Raw genomic sequence first — 18,275 nt, 5'->3', positions numbered from 1 at the left:
CCGCTGAAGCACCAGGGTGCGCAGCTGACTGGCCAGCGAATGACGGATGCGCAGCGGGTGGCGTCGATCGACCAGGTTGTCCTCCAGCGCCTCGATCACGCCGCTGTTATCGAGGGCTTCACGCAGCAGCAAGGCACCGCTGTCGCTGGTAGCACGCTCGCCGCTGAGCTGGACGTTGACGGAGCCGTTGCAGGACGGCGACCAGGTCGTTAGGGTTTCACCCATGGCGGTTGGTCCTCCTGAATCAGGTTCTGCCAGGAACTTTCTGATTTATCAGCAGGATACCAACCGCCATCTTCATTTTCAGGGCTGCCCGGTGAATATCAGGGGTTGATGGAAATATCGAGATGATGGCGTTCAGCAAGTGCCTTGATTTCTTGCTCCACCCGGTAAAGGGCATACTCACAGACATCCAGCAGCAGCAGCTGGCGCGGCTGCTGTAGCAGAATCTGCCGGCTCAGCTCGGAACCTATCGAGCCGCCTGCTCCAGTCACCATCACGACCTTGCCCAGGATGTTGGCCTGCATCAGTAACGGCTGCGGTGGCACGGGATCGCGTCCCAGCAGATCCTCGACGGTCACATTGCGGATGTCGTTGATTCTCGCGCGTCCGGCGACGATGTCGGCCGTACCCGGCACGGTTTGCACGGGGATCATCAGTGGCTCTAGAGCATTCAGGATGGCCCGTCTCCTCGCCCTGGTCGCGCTGGGAATCGCCAATAGGATCTGCTCTACGCTGTAGTCATTGATAAGCTGGCCTACCTGCGCCGGAGAGTACACTTCTAGTCCTTCGACATTTGTGCCATGCATACCTCGCCAGTCATCCACGAAGGCCACCGGGACATGTTGATCGCTATGTTTCAGTGAGTTGACCAGGTGGGCCCCGGCGGCTCCGGCGCCGTATATCACGACACGTGTTCGGTTCTTGATGCTTGCCCTTCTGTAGGCTGAGCGAAGCAGGTAACGGATACCGCCAATACTCACGAATGCCAGCAGGAAAAAGACCACGGAAATGGTGATGGGAGATGGCGTCCCCATTGCGAAACTGACGGCGATAAGTGTCAGCGTCGTAGCGACCAGTCCTTGCACGATGGTTTTTAGGGCGCGTTGATTGATGTATCGAATGACTGCGCGATAAAACCCTAGTCTGACGAAATAGTAGATACTGACGGGGAGCGTAATAAAGAATGCCAGCCAGGTTTCCCTATCCAGTACCTTGTCCCAATGTTCGAACTTTATCAGCATCGCCAACAAAAAGCTCAGCGTCAGGGAGGTAGAGTCAACCAATACCTGGATGAGTCGCTTGTATACACGAGGCAACCTGAAAATGTAATCAATTGATTTACACATTATTTCACCCTTATCCCTGTATTTATATGCGGTTATTCTTTTTTCTTGAATCGCATTTTTTATAGTTATTTTTTATAGTTATTGTATAAATTGTTTCGTTGCATTCTGTGTATAAAGCAACTTTTGACTGTCTCTAGCTGCATGCCGTACATTCGTCGTGCTATTTTGTGTTGTGCTGTAACCTTGTGTTGTCATATGATAAAAGGCGTAAGCAATCTTCCCAAGATGGTTTTTCTAGTCCATTGATGGCTGAGAAAGTTGAGATAAGAAATAGAGTGTTAATGACATAAGTATCATTTTTTTAATTATCAGCGAGCGTTCGCATGCTTTATGATAGTACCCTGAAGCATTATGAAACTAATCGTTTGATGACCTTAGTCACCGCGGCCTGGCTTCTTTTTCGGTTGGCGGGCGGTAGGTTGGAAGGTGGAAAGTTGGCAGGTGGTCTAACCTCGTGGGTGGTTTGAAGTGGTAAGCAGACAGTTTTTTGGTGATGAACGTTGGTCCCTTAGATCAGAATCGGACACGTCTGTCATACAGCATTAGTAGGGCTCTCAGGCTCCTCATCAGGAAATTGATATGAAGCTTTTGATCACGGGCATGGCAGGTTTCATTGGCTTTTCATTAGCCAGGCGGCTTTCCGGCAGGGGGCACCAGATTGTCGGGATCGATAACCTCAATGATTATTATGATGTATCGCTCAAGCAGGCACGACTGAATGTCCTGTCGGAGTATGAGGATATCCATTTCGTCAGACTGGACCTCTGTGATCGGGAGGGCATGACGGGACTGTTTTCACAGCATGGCTTTGACAGGGTCATCCATCTCGCCGCCCAGGCAGGGGTGCGCTTTTCGCTGGACAATCCTCATGCCTATGTCGATGCCAACCTGATGGGGTATCTCAATGTGCTTGAGTGCTGCCGACATCATGGAGTGAAGCACCTCGTTTATGCCTCATCCAGCTCAGTCTATGGCATGAACGAAACGGTACCGTTTTCTACTCGGGACAGTGTCGACCACCCGGTCAGTCTCTATGCGGCAACCAAAAAGGCCAACGAACTGATGGCCCATACCTACTCCCATCTTTATGACCTGCCCACCACGGGCTTACGGTTTTTCACGGTCTATGGGCCATGGGGACGACCGGACATGGCGATGTTCATGTTCACCAAAGCGATTCTGGAAGGGCGGCCGATCGACGTCTACAACCATGGGGATATGTCACGTGACTTCACCTACATCGACGATATCGTCGAAAGCATCGCGCGCATTGTCGAGGTTGTGCCACAGCGTGACAGTGACTGGCACCCTTCTTCGGCCGGGCCGGAGAGCAGTAGCGCCCCCTATGCCCTTTACAACATCGGGCATGGAAGCCCCGTCAGATTGATGGATTTTATCCATGCGCTTGAAGGGGCGGTCGGCAAGCGAGCCGAATGCAATTTTCTTCCCATGCAGCCTGGTGATGTGCCGCATACCTTTGCCGACACCGAGGCGCTCTATCAAGTGATCGGCTATCAGCCACGAGTAGACGTCTGGGAGGGGGCCAAGCGGTTCGTCGCCTGGTATCGCGATTATCATCGGGTTTGACGTGTGTCATCCCTATGTATAAATGCAGGCGGGGTCGATGACCACCGAGATGTGGCACCGGCTCAATAGCCGGCTATTGTTTGCTTTTCTGGCGATGCTGATCGTGGTGCCCGGAGGGTATGCGCTGGTGCCACTGCTGTGTCTGGGCGCGTGTCTGATGGCAGCGTTAGCGGGAGCCGTGACGACAGGAACCCCACGACTGGACTGGGAAGACGGGTTGTGGTGCCTGGCGTTGCTGGCTTTCGCTGCCAGTTGGCTAGGCGATATCGTCCGGACCCTTAAATGGCCGGAATCCGCCACGGGGAATGGCATAGGGCTGCCGCTGTGGCCCATTTTGGGCGCTGTCTTGCTGGTATGGTTACGTTTTCATGGCCCGGCAGCGCGTCATTGGTGGCTGGGGCTTTCGAGCGGTGCCTTGGCGGCAGGCCTGATTGCGCTGTTTGAAAGACTGATCCTTTTGTACTCACGCGCCAGCAATGACATGAATGCTATTCCGTTTGGCAATCTGGCCTTGCTGCTCGGCTTTCTCTCCTGGCTGGCAACACTTTGGTGGATTTACCGGCTCCCTCAGCTTCAGCACTCCTCTCGCCGTTACTGTCTCTGGCTAGCTGTGGCTGGCGGCATGGCTGGTCTGTTGGCATCGTTGCTATCCGGCACACGTGGCGGCTGGTTGGCCGTGCCATTACTCGCGTTGATGCTCTATGTGGCCTTTCGCCAGATGCCCAGGAAAGAACGCCCACGGCCGGTTGCGCGATATGTTGGGTCTGGTGTCCTACTTTTGGTTGTCATGCTGGTGGCTATTCCTGAAACGGGAGTCAGTCACCGCCTGGTCGCTGCCGTCGCAGACGCCCAGAAATACTGGCAGGGTGAAGATCGTGATGGGTCAGTCGGCCTTCGTTTGGAGATGTGGCGCGGCGGTTTGCAGCTCTTCGCAGCGCGCCCGTGGACAGGATGGGGGGAGGGTCGCCTGGAATCCGCCCGTGATGCCTTGGTGGCAAGCCATATCCTGCATCCCGGCGTCAGTTACTATGATCAGTTGCATAGCGACATTATCGATACGGCGGCTAGAAGGGGTGTGCTGGGGCTCTTGGGGTTGGCACTTCTTTATGGCGTGCCTCTGTACCTGTTCTCTCGACGGCTTGCTGCCAGCTCTCCAGGGGTGAGGGTCTTGGCCATGGCGGGCTTGATGACGCCCTTGGCGTTCATTGTCTTTGGGCTGTCGCAATCCATGCTGCGAGATGTGCACGGCCTGAGCGGTTACCTTGGCCTGAGTATCGGTTGCTGGGTAATTCTGAAGCGGGAAGAGCAGCGTGCGCTATGCCAGGAAGGTGGCCGTGCCGGCCGGGGTTACGTTGCCGACGCTTTTGTCGGCAAGCCGCGATGAGTGCCATTATCATGGTCCTCGTCATGCTGGCGGTCGGCCACCATACCCATTCTGCCTTTGCATGTGTAACATCCCTGCCCGAAACGGCATGTGCCTGGGCGTAAGCGGTTAGGCGCGGGTTGCCAGGGGCTTACAGGTTATTTATTGGCAGGAGTAGCGACATGAAAATCACCATTTTCGGCACAGGATACGTGGGCCTGGTCACCGGAACCTGCCTGGCCGATGTGGGGCATGACGTCATCTGCATGGACGTGGATGCCGACAAGATTGCTCGCCTGCATGAGGGCGAGATTCCGATCTACGAGCCGGGTCTCGAGTCCATGGTGACGGCCAACGTGGCGGCAGGGCGGCTGCGTTTCACCACCGATCCAGCTGCCGCGGTGGCACACGGCGAGTTGCAGTTCATCGCCGTCGGCACGCCGCCGGACGAGGACGGCAGCGCCGACCTCAAGTACGTGCTGGCGGTGGCCAAGACCATCGGCGAGCACATGGACGAGCACAAGGTCATCGTCGACAAGTCCACCGTGCCGGTAGGCACCGCCGACCGCGTCCGTGGCGCTGTCGCCAGCACGCTTGCCGAGCGTGGCGTGGAAATCGACTTCGATGTCTGCTCCAACCCGGAATTCCTCAAGGAAGGCGCAGCCATCGAGGACTTCAGTGGTGGCGCCCGCATCGTGGTCGGGACCGATTCCGAGCGCGTCAAAGAGCTGATGCGCGAGTGCTACGGGCCCTATAACCGCAACCATGAAAAGATGATGTTCATGGACGTGCGGGCCGCCGAGCTAACCAAGTACGCCGCCAACGCTATGCTGGCCACCAAGATCAGCTTCATGAATGAGATCGCCAACCTGGCCGAGCGGCTGGGTGCCGATGTCGAACAGGTACGCCAAGGCATCGGCAGCGATCCGCGTATCGGCTATCACTTCATCTATCCGGGCTGTGGTTACGGCGGCTCCTGCTTCCCCAAGGACGTGCAGGCGTTGGCGCGGACCGCCAGCGAGGTCGACTACCCGGCCGAACTGCTCAATGCCGTCGAGAACGTCAATCGTCGCCAGAAGAGCACCCTGTTCGCCAAGCTTAATCAGGCCTTCGACGGCGACCTGGCGGGCAAGACGATCGCCCTGTGGGGGCTATCCTTCAAGCCCAACACCGATGACATGCGCGATGCCCCGAGCCGCGACGTCATGGAAGCGCTGTGGGCTGCCGGCGCCAGAGTGCAGGCCTATGATCCGGAGGCCATGAAGGAATGTCGGCGCATCTATGGGGATCGCGATGACCTGGTGCTGGTAGCCGATCGCATTCAGGCCGTGAAGGGCGCGGATGCGCTGGTCATTTGTACCGAGTGGAAGGAATTCCGCATTCTCGACTTCGACTGGCTCAAGGCTCAGCTCGCCATGCCGGTGGTGGTCGACGGGCGCAACCTTTTCTCGCCGAAGGCCGTCAAGGATGCGGGCCTGATGTACTACGCCGTCGGCCGTGGTGACTCTCTGGCCTCTGCTTCGGCATGAGTGCTGCGCGCTCCAGAGCTCGACGGGCGGCAATCGCGATTCGGCAGGTGGAAAAATCCACGGGTGCCAGTCGCGTTGCCCTGGCACAGGCAACACTCCTCAATGACTTGGGGTTCGAGGTATCACTGCTGGTCGAGCGTGGCAATGCTGAGGCCGTGGCGGGCCACGGCGCTTCATTGGTCAAGCTGTGGCGTTGGCCATTCAAGGGCGCTTTTCGGCGATTCTGGTTCAATCGACGCGTGCAGTCCTGGTGTCGCCGGAATCGCCCCGACGTCTTGTTGAGCCATGGCGATTGCGAAACGGCGGATACCCTGTATTTGCATAACTGCGTCCACCTGGCCGAGCAATATATCCGCGGGCGGGAGCTTCCTGCACAACATGAAGTCGCCTCGATACATGACCATGTGCTCGGTGGCGGGAAGTTTCGTCAAGTGGTCGTCAATTCGCGGTTGATGGGCAATGAGCTGTCGCATCGCTATGGCATCGACCCTGCCAAGATTGAGGTTAGCTATCCGGGATACGATCCTCAGCAGTTCAATGTGAACCGAGCCCGTGCCAACCGAACGTCTATGCGCGAGGAACTTGGCGTGGCCAAGGATGAAAAGCTGATTGGTCTCGTCACCTCGGGAAATTTCGCTAAGCGAAATGCCAGGGGTTTCGTCGAGATGGCAGCTGAACTCCAACGCCAAGCTCCGGGGCGCTACCGTTTCCTGGTGGTTGGAAAAGACAAGGCGGCGGAATATCAGCAGCAGGCCCAGGATGCGGGAGTCGCCGAGCGCATCATCTGGCGCTCGACCATGCCTGACGTCGAGACTGTGTTTGGCGCCCTGGACTTGTTCGTTCTACCAGCCCACATCGAAGAGTTTGGATTGGTGGTAGCGGAGGCCATGGCCTGCGCCACGCCTGTGCTGGTTTCCGATCGTGTTGGTGCATCCGAGCTGCTGGCGGATACGTATCCTGATTTGGTGATGCATCACGAGGCGTCCAGTGCCGAATGGGCAGACCGGATTGGTTTGCTGCTCGATCAAGAAGAGACGGACGTGGGGAGTGAGCTTGCCACTTACGTTCAGCAATACTCCTACATCGCGCAGCGCGAAAAACTCATGGAGAGTCTGCAACGGCTTGCCATGAAGGCGGTGTAAGAAGCATGAATCGATTAGGATGGGACTGACGAAGATGTCGCCTGGCGAAGTCAGGCGGTGCGGAAGTTTATGACCAGGTAGTTTATTGTAAGTAAATGAAATTACCTACAAATGTACTTCCTTTTCGTCCCTTCTTCGGGCGTTTTCTGCAGGATCATGGTGGTCACATCCCATTGCTCTGAATAGTTTTCCATCCTTTATGCCCGAGATGAACTTATCCTCGCTGCCTGCCGCCAGGTCGCCTAAGTTGTTGCAACGTCAGATGATCTCAAGCAACCGTTTCCTTGGTATCCATCAGTTTATGTTGGGGGCTCTATTGTCTCCGGCAGCGGTGTGGGGAATGGAAGCTGTCCTGGAGCGGTCTTGGCAATGGTGGTGGGTTCTGCCAGCCATCGGAGCCGCCTGGGGGCTGGTGGAACTGCTTTTCCTGCCAAGACGACTGGCGATCCATCGTCTGGCGGTGAAGGAAAGTCGTGATGAAGTCGCTTTTCTGGCCTTGAAGCACCATGTCGCGCTGCAGGAAATCAGGCTCACCGACAGGGAATCCAATGGTGAGCCTAAATAGGGTTATTCGACAACGGTTACGGTGATGGTGCTTGACCAGTCAGGGCCATAAGACTGGTGTTCGCCATCGGCGAATTGAAGCGTCAGAGTGTGTTCGCCCGGTGGCAGGCTGAGTTCGTAGCTGGTTTGGCCGCCGCCAAAGTGGATATGGCTATCATCGGCAGGAATGACCTCACCCTTGGCCACCGGCCCGGCATCAATGATCAGATGATGATGGCCGGTGCCTTCCTCCATGGTGCCCGCGGGCTTGACCTGCATGCCCATGACTTCCATTTCCACCTGTACCGGATTCGATACCTCGGCACCGTCCTCCGGCGTCGCAAAACCGACTCCCTCCATGGCAATGGCCGGCATGGCGAGCATCGTCAGCGCTAGCGCAGTTAACCAGCGGCCGGCACTTTGCGTCAGCATCTTCATTTCTGCGTCTCCCAGTTTCGGTCTAGGTGACCTGACGTATCACGCCAGGCTAGGCAGCGTTTCTGCCTGCACTCAGCGTAGCCGTTCCATGAGAAAAGGATGGGGTTTCACCGTATTCGCTCAGTAAGATAAACATCCAAAGTTGGAAACCCGCAGGACGCAGGACGCAGGGCATAGGGCGCGGGGCTCAGGGGAGAGTTGAGCCAGTGGCCTTCGCCAGGCTATGAAAGCGGATGGCCAAATGCCGTGGCAGCAGCTTGCGGATCGGGTTGACCGCAGATCGCGGAGATTACCGCCAGTCCATTAGCGCCCGATTGTCGGATGGCCTCGACATGGCTCGCGTTCAAGCCGCCGATGGCGACAGTCGGCAGCGGGCTTGATGCCGCTAATTCGGTGAGACCTTCAAGGCCCAGCGGCGGCGCATGATCTTGCTTGCTAGCGGTGGCGAACACCGGGCCTATGCCAAGGTAATCCAGTCCTTGCGGATCGAGAGCGGCGAGCTGGATGCTGTTTTCGACCGAGAGCCCCAGGATGGCATCGGGCCCCAGCTGCCGGCGTGCTTCGGCCACGTCGCCGTCCCCCTGGCCGATGTGCAGGCCGTCGGCGCCGGCGGCAATGGCGACGTCCAGGCGGTCGTTAATGATCAGCGGGACGCCGGTGCCGTGAAGCGCGGCCATGAGCCGGCGGGCCTGCACGATGAGTTCAGCATCGCTTGCTGTCTTGTTGCGCAACTGAACCATCGTCACGCCGCCGCGCACGGCGGCAAGTACGGTATCGATGAGCCCTGCTTTTGCGCAAAGCGCGGCATCGGTCACAAGGTACAGGGACAGGTCGAATGCCTTGGATGGGCTGTGATTACACATGGCGGATCTCCAGGTGGCGATCCGCCAGCGCTGGCGCGTCGAGTCCATAGAGGGCGTCGAGAAAGGCGACCGAGAAGCTGCCGGGACCTCTGGCTTCCTGGCCGGCCAGTTCGCCGGCCCTAGCATAGCAGGCAAGGGCCGCGACGGTCGCCACAAAGGGGTCCTCGGCCTCGGCGATGAAGGCGGCGACGACCCCGGTCAGCGAACAGCCAAGGGTTGTGACCTTGGGCATCAGCGGATGGCCGCCCTCGACCCATACCAGGCGCTCGCCGTCGGTGACGAGATCCTGCTCGCCGGTGACGGCGACCACGGCGCCGGTCTTCCCGGCCAGTTGCAGGGCCGCGTCGCGGGCGCTGTCGGCGGCATCGGTGCTGTCGACGCCTCGGCCACTCGCGCTCTCGGTGGCCAGGGCAATGATCTCGGAGGCATTGCCGCGTATTACCGTGGGTGACAGGGCAATCAGCTGACGGGCGGTCTTGCGGCGATAGGCGGTGGCACCCACCGCGACCGGATCCAGTACCCAAGGCGTGCCGGCCGCTCGGGCGGCGCTTGCAGCCTCGAGCATGGCCTCGACCCAATGCGGTGACAGCGTACCGATATTGATGGTCAGGGCGCGGGCCAGTCCGGCGAACTCGGCGGCTTCCTCTCGCGCATGCACCATGGCCGGCGACGCGCCGATAGCTAGCAGCACATTGGCCATGGCATTCATGGCGACGAAGTTGGTGATGTTGTGAATCAGCGGCGCCGTCTCGCGGACTCGCGTCAGATGAGCAGTGGGGTCAATCGTGGTCATCGGGCCTCCTGAGCGGAGGCGATCGTGTGGCAGGCGTTGGGCGCGCCCGCCACACGACTCCCTCCGCCGGCATTATCCGGGTCAGGTTCGAAGGGTGCCTCTCAGCCGGCGAGTGCCGGCGCCCCTGTCGTCAGTGTGCACACTATCTCTGCCGATCGGCTGGCTGTAAAGCCCAGCCCGAATCAGCCGGTTGTCGGTGTCAGGCCGGCGGCGTCGACCAGCGCCCGGGTGTAGGGCGTTTGAGGTGCGCCCAGCACCTGCTCGCTTGAGCCTTCCTCGACCACGTCGCCATCCTTCATCACCATGACCCGGTGGGCCATGGCGCGCACCACGGCCAGGTCATGGCTGATGAACAGGTAGCTCAGCCCGCGCCGGGCCTGCAAATCCCCGAGCAGCTCGACCAGCTGTTTCTGCACGGTACGGTCCAGCGCCGATGTAGGTTCATCGAGCACGACCAGCTCCGGCTCGAGAATGATGGCCCGGGCCACGGCAATGCGCTGGCGTTGACCACCGGAGAACTCATGGGGATAGCGAGAGGCGCAGTCGGCGGGCAGCCCGACCTCGAGCAGCGTCGCCTGGACGCGCCGTTCGACTTCGGCATCATCGAGCTCGGGATGATGAAAACGCAGCCCTTCGCTGATGATCTTGGCCACCGGCAGGCGCGGTGACAGCGAGCCATAGGGGTCCTGGAAGACGATCTGGAAGCGTCGGCGCTGCTGGCGCAAAGCCTTGCCGCTGAGCGTATCCAGCCGCTCCCCGGCGAAGTCGATTTCGCCATCACTGGCCGTCAGGCGAAGCAGCGCCATGGCTAAGGTGGTCTTGCCGGAACCGGACTCTCCGACGATGCCTAGGGTCTCGCCGCGGCGCAGGGTCAGGTCGAGCGGCCGCACGGCCACGAAGGGCGGTGGGTTCCGAGAGAAGAGGCGCTTGGGGCGCGAAAAGGCTACCCGTAAGGCTCTCGCCGCCATCAGCACGGGGGGGCTGCCGATGGGGCGTGGCCGGCCCTGTGGCTCGGCATTCAGTAGCGTGCGGGTGTAGTGGCTCTGCGGATCGCGAAAGACGCGTTCCACCGGGCCGGTTTCCTGCTCACGACCGTGATAGAGCACGCAGACCCGATCGGCATGGCGGCGCACCAGGTTCAGGTCATGGGTGATCAGCAGCATGCCCATGCCGTGGCGCTCGCGAAGCTCTCTGAGCAGGGCCAGGATATCCTGCTGCACGGTGACATCGAGTGCCGTCGTCGGCTCATCGGCGATCAGCAGCTCCGGTTCATTGGCGATCGCCATGGCGATCATCACTCGCTGGCGCTGGCCGCCTGACAGCTGGTGGGGCCAGGCATCCAGCAGTTCGTCCGGCCGAGGCAGCTTGACCTGGATAAGCAGCTCCCTGGCCCTGGCGCGGGCGGCCTTGCCGCTGAGGCCCTGGTGCAGGCGCAGGGTCTCGCCGATCTGTTTCTCGACGGTATGCAGCGGGTTCAGCGAGGTCATGGGCTCCTGAAAAACGAAGCCAACTCGACTGCCAAGCAGGCCCTGCCAGTCGCGCCTTTTCAGCGTAGCCAGATCGGTATCACCAAGCTGGCGCTGCCCGGTGACGCTGGCATTGTCAGGCAGCAGGTTCATGGCCCCCAAAGCGCTGACCGACTTGCCTGAGCCGGATTCGCCGACCAGGGCCAGCGCTTCGCCTGAATGGATATGCAGCGACAGCGAATCCACGACCCTCTCGCCGTCGAAGTCGATGGTCAGGTCGTCCAGACGCAGCAGCGGTCGGGTATGAGTGTGCGGGAGCCCGGCTTCAGGCAGTGTCTGTGACTGGGTTTGTGACGGGTTTCTAGGCGTCGTTTCAGGCATCGTCCGTGCTCCTGGCGGCGTCATGCGTGGTCGCAGACGTTGTCGAGGCGGGTGCCTTGGGGCTGGTCTGGATATGGCGCGGATCGAACGCATCGCGCAGCCCTTCGCCAATAAATACCAGCAGCGAGAGCATCAGCGACAGGCTCACGAAAGCGGTGATGCCGAGCCATGGCGCCTGCAGGTTGTTCTTGCCCTGGGCCACCAGTTCGCCAAGCGACGGCGAGCCTGGCGGCAGGCCGAAGCCAAGGAAATCCAGAGCGGTCAGAGTGGTGATGGCGCCAGTGAACAGGAAGGGGATAAAGGTCAGGGTGGCGACCATGGCATTGGGCAGCACATGACGCCACATGATCAGGTGCGAGGGCAGGCCCATGGCCTTGGCGGCGCGCACATATTCGAGGTTGCGCGCGCGTAGAAACTCGGCGCGCACCACGTCGACCAGGCCCAGCCAGGAGAACAGCAGCATGATGCCGAGCAGCCACCACAGATTGGGCTGCACCAGACTTGCCAGAATGATCAGCAGGAATAGCACCGGCAGCCCCGACCAGATCTCGATCAGCCGCTGGCCGATCAGATCGACCTTGCCCCCAAAGTAACCCTGTACGCCGCCGATCACCACGCCCAGGGTCAGCGAGCCAATGGTCAGCACCAGGGCGAAGACCACCGACAGGCGAAAACCATAGATCACCCGCGCCAGCACATCGCGGCCCTGGTCGTCGGTACCCAGCCAATGACGCCCGTCGGGCGAGGAAGGTGCCGGCCGGGTGAGCTCCATGTCCAGCGTCTGGTAGGAGAAGGGGATCGGTGGCCACAGCATCCAGCCGTCGTCCTCGATGGCTTCGCGCACATAGGGGTCACGGTAGTCGGTGGCGGTGGGCAGAAAACCGCCGAACTCGGTCTCCGGATAGTCGACCAGCAGCGGCACATACCAGTCGCCCTGATACTGCATCACCAGCGGTTTGTCATTGGCGATCAGTTCGGCGCCGAGGCTCAAGATGAACATGAACAGAAACAGCCAGAGCGACAGCCGGGCCCGGCGGTTGCCGTGGAAAACGGCCAGGCGGCGGCGTGTGATCGGCGACAGGGACTGATAAAAGCGTGTGAAGATGCGCATCACGCCTCCCTCGTTGCGAAGTCGATGCGCGGGTCGACCCATACGTAGGTCAAATCGGAGATCAGTTTAAGCACCAGGCCGATCAGCGTGTAAAGGTAGAGGGTGCCGAAGATCACCGGGTAATCACGCTGCATCACCGCCTCGAAGCCGAGCAGCCCGAGGCCGTTGAGCGAGAAGATGACCTCGATCAGCAGTGAGCCGGTGAAGAAGATGCCGATCAGCGCCGAGGGCAGCCCGGCGATGATGATCAGCATGGCGTTGCGGAAGACGTGGCCGTAGAGCACCTGATGATCGCCGGCGCCCTTGGCTCGAGCGGTCAGCACGTACTGCTTGTGAATCTCGTCGAGGAAGCTGTTCTTGGTCAGCATGGTCAGGGTGGCGAAGCTGCCGATGGCCGAGGCCAGCACCGGCAACGAGATATGCCAGAAGTAGTCCTTGACCTTGCCCCAGGCCGAAAGGGTGTCGAAGTCCGGTGACGTCAGGCCGCGCAGCGGGAAGACATCGAAGTAGCTGCCGCCGGCAAAGAGCACGATCAGCAGGATCGCGAACAGGAAGCCGGGAATGGCATAGCCGACGATCACCAGGCCTGACGTCCAGACATCGAAGGGCGAGCCGTGACGCAGGGCCTTGCGCACCCCCAGCGGGATCGAGATCAGATAGACCAGCAGCGTCGTCCATAGCCCCAGCGATATCGACACCGGCAGGCGCTCGACCATCAGGTCGACCACCGGCCGGTCGCGGAAGAAGCTCTCGCCGAAATCGAAGGTGGCGTAGTCGTGGAGCATGTCGAAAAACCGCTCATGAGCGGGTTTGTCGAAGCCGAATTGCTCCTCGAGCTGGGCGATGAAGCGCTCCTCGACGCCCCGCGAGCCGCGGGACTCGCCCTTGACGCTATCGCCACCGCCGCCATCGAGGCGGGTGCTGGCCGAACTGTCCAGGCCCTGGCTGCGTGCCAGCATCTGGTCGATGGGGCCGCCAGGGGCAGCCTGCACAATGATGAAGTTGAGCAGCAGGATCCCCAGCAGGGTAGGGATCATCAGCAGCAGGCGGCGAAGGACATAGGAAGCCACGAAGAGTCCTTTTCAGCGTTCCAGCAATAATGTCTGTGAAGCGACCCTGATCGAGTATGACCGGCCTTTATCGCCGGTCTTGTTTGATCAGACCGCGGAAATGGGGACGACGGGCCATATCAATGCAACGTCTTCAGCCCGCACCAGAAGCTAAGCATCAGGGCCATCAGGGCCTAAGCAACAGAGCTTAAGTCAGAGAACCTAGGCACCAGCATGTAAGCTCCCGTCTTTATTTACGCACTCATCTTCAGGCACAAACTGTCCGGCCTGGCCCAGAGGGCAGTCTAGGTCAGCGGCTGCGCTGTCGCTTGCGGATTTCGGCCTCCCGTTCCGGGTCGACCCACCAGGCAGACAGGTCCAGATTGTACTCTGGAAACGGCTGGGGATAGTCGAACATATCCCACAGCGCGATGCGCGTCTTGTCGAGATACCACTGAGGCACCACATAGAATCCATGGCGCAGTACGCGGTCCAGGGCGCGGGCGGCGGTATTCAGCTCTTCGCGGCTGTCGGCGCGAATCAGTGTCTCGACCAGCGAATCAATGGCCGGGTTTTCCAGGCCGATGAGGTTGCGACTCTGGGGCTTGTTAGCATAGGCACTGGTCCAGTATTCACGCTGCTCGTTGCCGGGATTGTTCGACTGCGGGAAGCTGCCGACAATCATGTCGTAATCGAAGTTACGCAGGCGGTTCAGGTACTGGTTGACGTCGACGATGCGGATGTCGCCTTGCACTCCTAGCCGGGCCAGGTTGCGCAGCAGTGGTTGGACGACCCGTTCGAACTGGGTGTCGTAGAGGAGCACTTCTAGGCTCAGCGGCTCGCCGGTTTCCACCTGCGTCATCACCCCTTCACGCACTACATAGCCGGCCTCGTTGAGCAGCTCCAGGGCCTTGGCCAGGCGCGGGCGCAGCTTTTCAGGTTCTTCAAGCGGCAGCGGGGTCTCGAAAACTGATGCGGGCAGTTGATCCCTGAGGGGCTCAAGAAGCGCGAGCTCGTCCTCGGAGGGCAGACCGCTGGCCGCCATGGGCGAGTTCTCGAAGAAGCTTTCGGTGCGCTCATAGGCACCATAGAACAGATTGTCGTTGAGCCAGGAGAAGTCGAAGGCCAGATTGATGGCCTCTCGGACCCGGGGATCCTTGAAGGTTTCACGGCGCAGGTTCATCACATAGGCCTGCATGCCCGAGGGTTGGCCATCGTGTATGTTCAGCTGCTTGACGAGGCCGTTCTCGGCAGCCGGGAAGTCATAGGCGGTGGCCCACTGGCGAGCACTGGACTCGATGCGCATGTCCAGGTTGCCGGCCTTGAAGGCCTCTAGGGCAACGGTCTGATCCCGATAATAGTCATAGACCAGCTCGTCGATATTGTGACGACCCTGGTTCACAGACAGGTCCTTGCCCCAATAGTCCTCGACTCGCTCATAGACAATGCGTCGGCCCGGCTGTACCTCGCTGATTCGATATGGCCCCGAGCCCAGCAGCGGGTCCAGCGTGGTGGCGGTGAAGTCGCGATCGGCCCAGTAATGTTCGGGCAGGATCGGCAGTTGACCAATGATCAACGGCAGTTCGCGGGAATTATTGGGCGCGAACTCGAAGCGCACGGTGTCGCCATCCAGCGCTCGCACCTTGGTCACGTCTTCGTAGTAGCCCGCATAGAAGGGCTGGCCCTTCTCAGTCAGCGTCTCGAAACTGAACACCACGTCGCTGGCCTCGACCGGCTCGCCGTCATGAAAGCGCGCTTCGGGGCGCAGGTCGAACTCGATCCAGCGGCGCTGTGGGTCAAGACGGATGCCCTCGGCCAGCAGCCCATAGCTCGAGAAGGTCTCGTTGGGGTTGCTCTCGAGCAGGGTGTCATAGATCTGGTTCAGGCCGGCGGCGGGCGTTCCTCGCACGATGAAGGGATTGGTGGAGTCGAAGCTGCCGCCGATCGCGGCCCGCAACAGGCTGCCCCCCTTGGGTGCCTCGGGATTGACGTAGGAAAAATGGCTGAAATCCGCGGGCAGGGCGGGCTCCCCATAAAGCGCCAGGCCATGCACGGTAGCTACCTTGGGCGATGCCAGTGCGACGGCGGGAAGGACCAGGCCAGCCATGGCGATCCAGGGGGCCGTGAAGCGGCAGCGAGATGATCGGGTGCGAGGGGGAAGAGCAGCAGTGGTCATCGGTGACGTCCTTGAATCCGGTCAGGCGGCTCACCTCTGATGACGTGAGCCCAGCCGCTAAAGTGTCAGCCGGCGCGCTACTTGTAAACTCTATTGAGTCCCACCACGCCCCTTGCCCCAGGGGGCGAGGGGCCGGTCAGCCGAAGAGGCTTTTCCGGTGTGGCCTCATCAGCACTCAGGCCATGTCTAGCTGGGGATCAGCCAACGCCTAGTTGGAGGCAAGAATCGTCTGATTGGGAATGTAAAGCGTCTGACCGGCGCGGATCATGTCACCATTGAGGCCGTTGCGTTGGCGAAGGGACGCCAGGCTGACGTTGTGCTGGTCGGCGATGACCGAAAGATTGTCGCCACGGCGAACCACATAGCGGACGGTGCCGGTGGAAACGCCATCCAGGTTGGCCAGCAGGGTATCCTTGGCGTCAGCAGGTACTACCAGCTCAGGCGTGTAAGCTGGATCAACGAAGCCATCCAGGTGGCCCGGGTTGAGCGATTTCAGGCGGCGCACGCTGACGTCGGCCATCTTCGCGAGGCGCTCGAGACTCAGCGGCACGTCGACCTCGACCGCGGCGACGGTAGGCCTATTGTTGATGGTCGGCAGAGACAGCGCATAGCGGTCGGGATCATTGATGATCGCCGAGATCGCCAGCAATTTGGGCACATAGTTCATGGTTTCGCCGGGCAGGCGAAGATGCCAATAGTCGGTCGGCTCGCCCCGGCTCGCTGCGTCACGGCGGGCTCGATTGACCGTGCCAGCACCCGCATTGTAAGCCGCCAACGAGAGTTCCATATCGCCCTCATACCACTGTGCGGCCTGCCCTTCGAGGTAGTCCAGCGCCGCTTCGGTGGCGGCGACCACGTCCAGGCGGCCGTCATAGCCGCGGGTGCGGGTCAGCCCGAGGGCGTCACCCGTACGCGGCATGAACTGCCAAAGGCCGGATGCGCCCCGATGGCTGCGTGCCTTGGGATCGTAGGCACTCTCGATGAAGGGCAGGAGCGCGATCTCGCCGGGCAGACCACGAGCTTCCACTCGACTGGTGATCCAGTGCATCCACGGCCGCGAGCGTTCGATGATGTCGGCGATGCTTTCGGGATGTTGCTGATAATGATCGATCCACTCCTGTACGCGGGGATGATCGATCTGATCCTGCCAGGCAAAGCGCTGGCGCAGTACTTCCCAGAATCCCGGTGGCTCGAGGAGCAGGGCATCCCAGAACGTCTTGTTCGTCTGGTCGATAACCTGAAGGCCCTGGCGTTCTCCGCTGGCTGCCTGGCCTGGGTGAAAAGTGCTGGCTTTGGCGGTTACGGCAGCCAGCGTCATGCTGCTGATGAAAAGCGTACCGGCCAGGCAAATGGCCCGGCGCCGCGCAGTGATATAGGTTGACATAGAAGTAGGGGTCCTCGAGGGCGCTAGAGTGCTGCGTCCAGGGGCAATGGAATCAGGATCGGGATGACTTAAAAGGCATCCTTCCAGGCGCGCAACGTGGTAAAGGTGGCGAGGGGGGTGTCGGCATCACCTTGTGAGCCGGCAGCCCGCTGAACGCCGGGCTGATCGCTGCGCAGGAAGGGGTTGATCTGCAGTTCGCGGGCCATGTTGCTGGGAAGCGTCGGGCGCTCCAGCTCACGGGCGCGTTGACAGTCGCGCTGATAGGCATCCAGCAGCGTATTATCTGGATCGGCCGCCTTGGCAAAACGCAGGTTGGCCAGCGTGTATTCGTGAGCAGCGAACACCAAGGTGTCGCCGGGCAGGGCGACTAGGCGAGACAGCGAGGCATGCATCTGCTCTGCCGTGCCCTCGAATAGTCGGCCACAGCCCCCTGAGAACAGCGTGTCACCACAGAACAGCAGCGGTGGCACACCGGCTGCGAAGAAGGCGATATGATCAAGGGTGTGGCCAGGTACCGCTATCACTTCGAAGCGGCGGCCCATCACCAAGCATTCGTCGCCGTCGCCCAAGCGCTCGTCGATGCCGTCGATGCGCGGGTTGTCCGGGCCGATCACGCGGGGGTGATAGCGCTCGATCAGCTCGGGAAGTCCGCCGGTGTGGTCATGGTGATGATGGGTAATAAGGATTGAGGCAAGCGTCAAACCCTCGCGCTCAAGGATCTCGATGACCGGCGCAGCATCGCCCGGGTCGACAACCGTCACCTTGTCGCTGGTGTCCTGGCGAAGGAGCCAGATGTAGTTGTCGTTGAAGGCCGGGATCGGTGTCACGCTCAGCATGGGGTAGTGTCCTCGGTTATGGCTGCGTCATGTCGGGCGGCGCCTGCTGCTATATTGCTTTCAGCAGTTGCGAACGGGTGGCCAGACGAGCATGGTGACGCTAGGTGACGTCTTTATGCATTAGCTGTCCCTGCAGTACTATCTCAGTACCATCTGCCTCAGTACCATCTGCTCGCGCCATCATCCTGATTGAGCCATGACGCTGTCGGCATGGCGATTCTGCCTTGAATCCTGACAGTACCCAGTACTTTAGAGAGCGATGTCT

At 60.3% G+C, this 18,275-nt stretch carries 16 protein-coding genes and 1 riboswitch; of the genes, 5 read left to right on the top strand and 11 right to left on the bottom strand.

The annotated features are described in order from the left end of the window. Both BCL93_RS16305 and BCL93_RS16300 read right to left on the bottom strand, forming a co-directional pair. A partial coding sequence (locus tag BCL93_RS16305) for a transposase (RefSeq protein WP_181463123.1) occupies positions 1–225 on the bottom strand: 225 nt, incomplete at its 3' end. Between the two features lie 98 nt (positions 226–323). Beyond that, positions 324–1,349, bottom strand: a complete 1,026-nt coding sequence (locus tag BCL93_RS16300; protein WP_112056370.1) for a polysaccharide biosynthesis protein — start codon at positions 1,347–1,349, stop codon at positions 324–326. A gap of 579 nt (positions 1,350–1,928) precedes the next feature. On the opposite strand from BCL93_RS16300, the gene BCL93_RS16295 reads away from it, so the two are divergent. The 5 genes from BCL93_RS16295 (at position 1,929) to BCL93_RS16275 (ending at position 7,535) form a co-directional block, all read left to right on the top strand. Continuing rightward, a complete protein-coding gene (locus BCL93_RS16295; protein ID WP_112056368.1) occupies positions 1,929–2,936 on the top strand; it encodes an NAD-dependent epimerase in 1,008 nt (335 codons plus the stop codon). A 37-nt stretch (positions 2,937–2,973) separates the two neighbouring features. Continuing rightward, positions 2,974–4,320 carry an O-antigen ligase family protein gene (locus BCL93_RS16290; protein ID WP_181463122.1) on the top strand — a complete coding sequence of 449 codons (1,347 nt, stop codon included), beginning with the start codon at positions 2,974–2,976 and terminating at the stop codon, positions 4,318–4,320. A 161-nt stretch (positions 4,321–4,481) separates the two neighbouring features. Then, entirely contained in the window at positions 4,482–5,828 is a 1,347-nt protein-coding gene (locus BCL93_RS16285; RefSeq protein WP_112056365.1) for a UDP-glucose dehydrogenase family protein, read from the top strand. Positions 5,829–5,875: 47 nt separating this feature from the next. Further along, on the top strand, positions 5,876–6,970 hold the full coding sequence (locus BCL93_RS16280; RefSeq protein ID WP_258396680.1) for a glycosyltransferase family 4 protein: 1,095 nt from the start codon (positions 5,876–5,878) through the stop codon (positions 6,968–6,970). 247 nt (positions 6,971–7,217) lie between these two features. Beyond that, positions 7,218–7,535, top strand: coding sequence for a hypothetical protein (locus BCL93_RS16275; RefSeq protein WP_146742508.1), 318 nt, complete (start codon positions 7,218–7,220; stop codon positions 7,533–7,535). A 2-nt stretch (positions 7,536–7,537) separates the two neighbouring features. Here the strand turns inward: BCL93_RS16275 and BCL93_RS16270 are convergent, their stop codons facing one another. The 9 genes from BCL93_RS16270 to gloB all read right to left on the bottom strand — a co-directional run bounded on the left by BCL93_RS16270 (position 7,538) and on the right by gloB (position 18,010). Beyond that, a complete protein-coding gene (locus BCL93_RS16270; protein WP_258396678.1) occupies positions 7,538–7,951 on the bottom strand; it encodes a DUF4399 domain-containing protein in 414 nt (137 codons plus the stop codon). Between the two features lie 221 nt (positions 7,952–8,172). Further along, a complete protein-coding gene (gene thiE, locus BCL93_RS16265) occupies positions 8,173–8,814 on the bottom strand; it encodes a thiamine phosphate synthase (RefSeq protein ID WP_112056359.1) in 642 nt (213 codons plus the stop codon). Further along, entirely contained in the window at positions 8,807–9,607 is an 801-nt protein-coding gene (gene thiM / locus BCL93_RS16260) for a hydroxyethylthiazole kinase (RefSeq protein ID WP_112056357.1), read from the bottom strand. Before thiM ends, thiE begins: the two co-directional genes overlap by 8 nt. Before the next feature lie 41 nt (positions 9,608–9,648). Then, positions 9,649–9,743: riboswitch (TPP riboswitch) on the bottom strand. Between the two features lie 46 nt (positions 9,744–9,789). Then, a complete protein-coding gene (locus BCL93_RS16255; RefSeq protein WP_112056355.1) occupies positions 9,790–11,454 on the bottom strand; it encodes an ABC transporter ATP-binding protein in 1,665 nt (554 codons plus the stop codon). Beyond that, complete coding sequence (locus BCL93_RS16250; RefSeq protein ID WP_112056353.1) at positions 11,447–12,565, bottom strand: ABC transporter permease; 1,119 nt, start codon at positions 12,563–12,565, stop codon at positions 11,447–11,449. The genes BCL93_RS16255 and BCL93_RS16250 overlap by 8 nt, the downstream gene beginning before the upstream one ends. Next, entirely contained in the window at positions 12,565–13,635 is a 1,071-nt protein-coding gene (locus BCL93_RS16245) for a microcin C ABC transporter permease YejB (RefSeq protein WP_112056352.1), read from the bottom strand. The genes BCL93_RS16250 and BCL93_RS16245 overlap by 1 nt, the downstream gene beginning before the upstream one ends. Positions 13,636–13,924: 289 nt before the next feature. Next, positions 13,925–15,721 carry an extracellular solute-binding protein gene (locus BCL93_RS16240; RefSeq protein WP_112056350.1) on the bottom strand — a complete coding sequence of 599 codons (1,797 nt, stop codon included), beginning with the start codon at positions 15,719–15,721 and terminating at the stop codon, positions 13,925–13,927. A 277-nt stretch (positions 15,722–15,998) separates the two neighbouring features. Then, positions 15,999–17,174: a transglycosylase SLT domain-containing protein gene (locus tag BCL93_RS16235; protein WP_112056348.1), complete on the bottom strand. Its 1,176-nt coding sequence runs from the start codon at positions 17,172–17,174 to the stop codon at positions 15,999–16,001. Between the two features lie 68 nt (positions 17,175–17,242). After that, entirely contained in the window at positions 17,243–18,010 is a 768-nt protein-coding gene (gloB, locus tag BCL93_RS16230) for a hydroxyacylglutathione hydrolase (protein ID WP_112056346.1), read from the bottom strand. Positions 18,011–18,275 lie beyond the last annotated feature (265 nt).

The organism is Onishia taeanensis, from assembly GCF_003268885.1.
In the GTDB taxonomy this organism is placed as follows: Bacteria; Pseudomonadota; Gammaproteobacteria; order Pseudomonadales; family Halomonadaceae; genus Onishia; species Onishia taeanensis_A.
The sequence above is the reverse complement of the archived record's forward strand: the minus strand, read 5'-3'. Positions and strand labels throughout refer to the sequence as shown.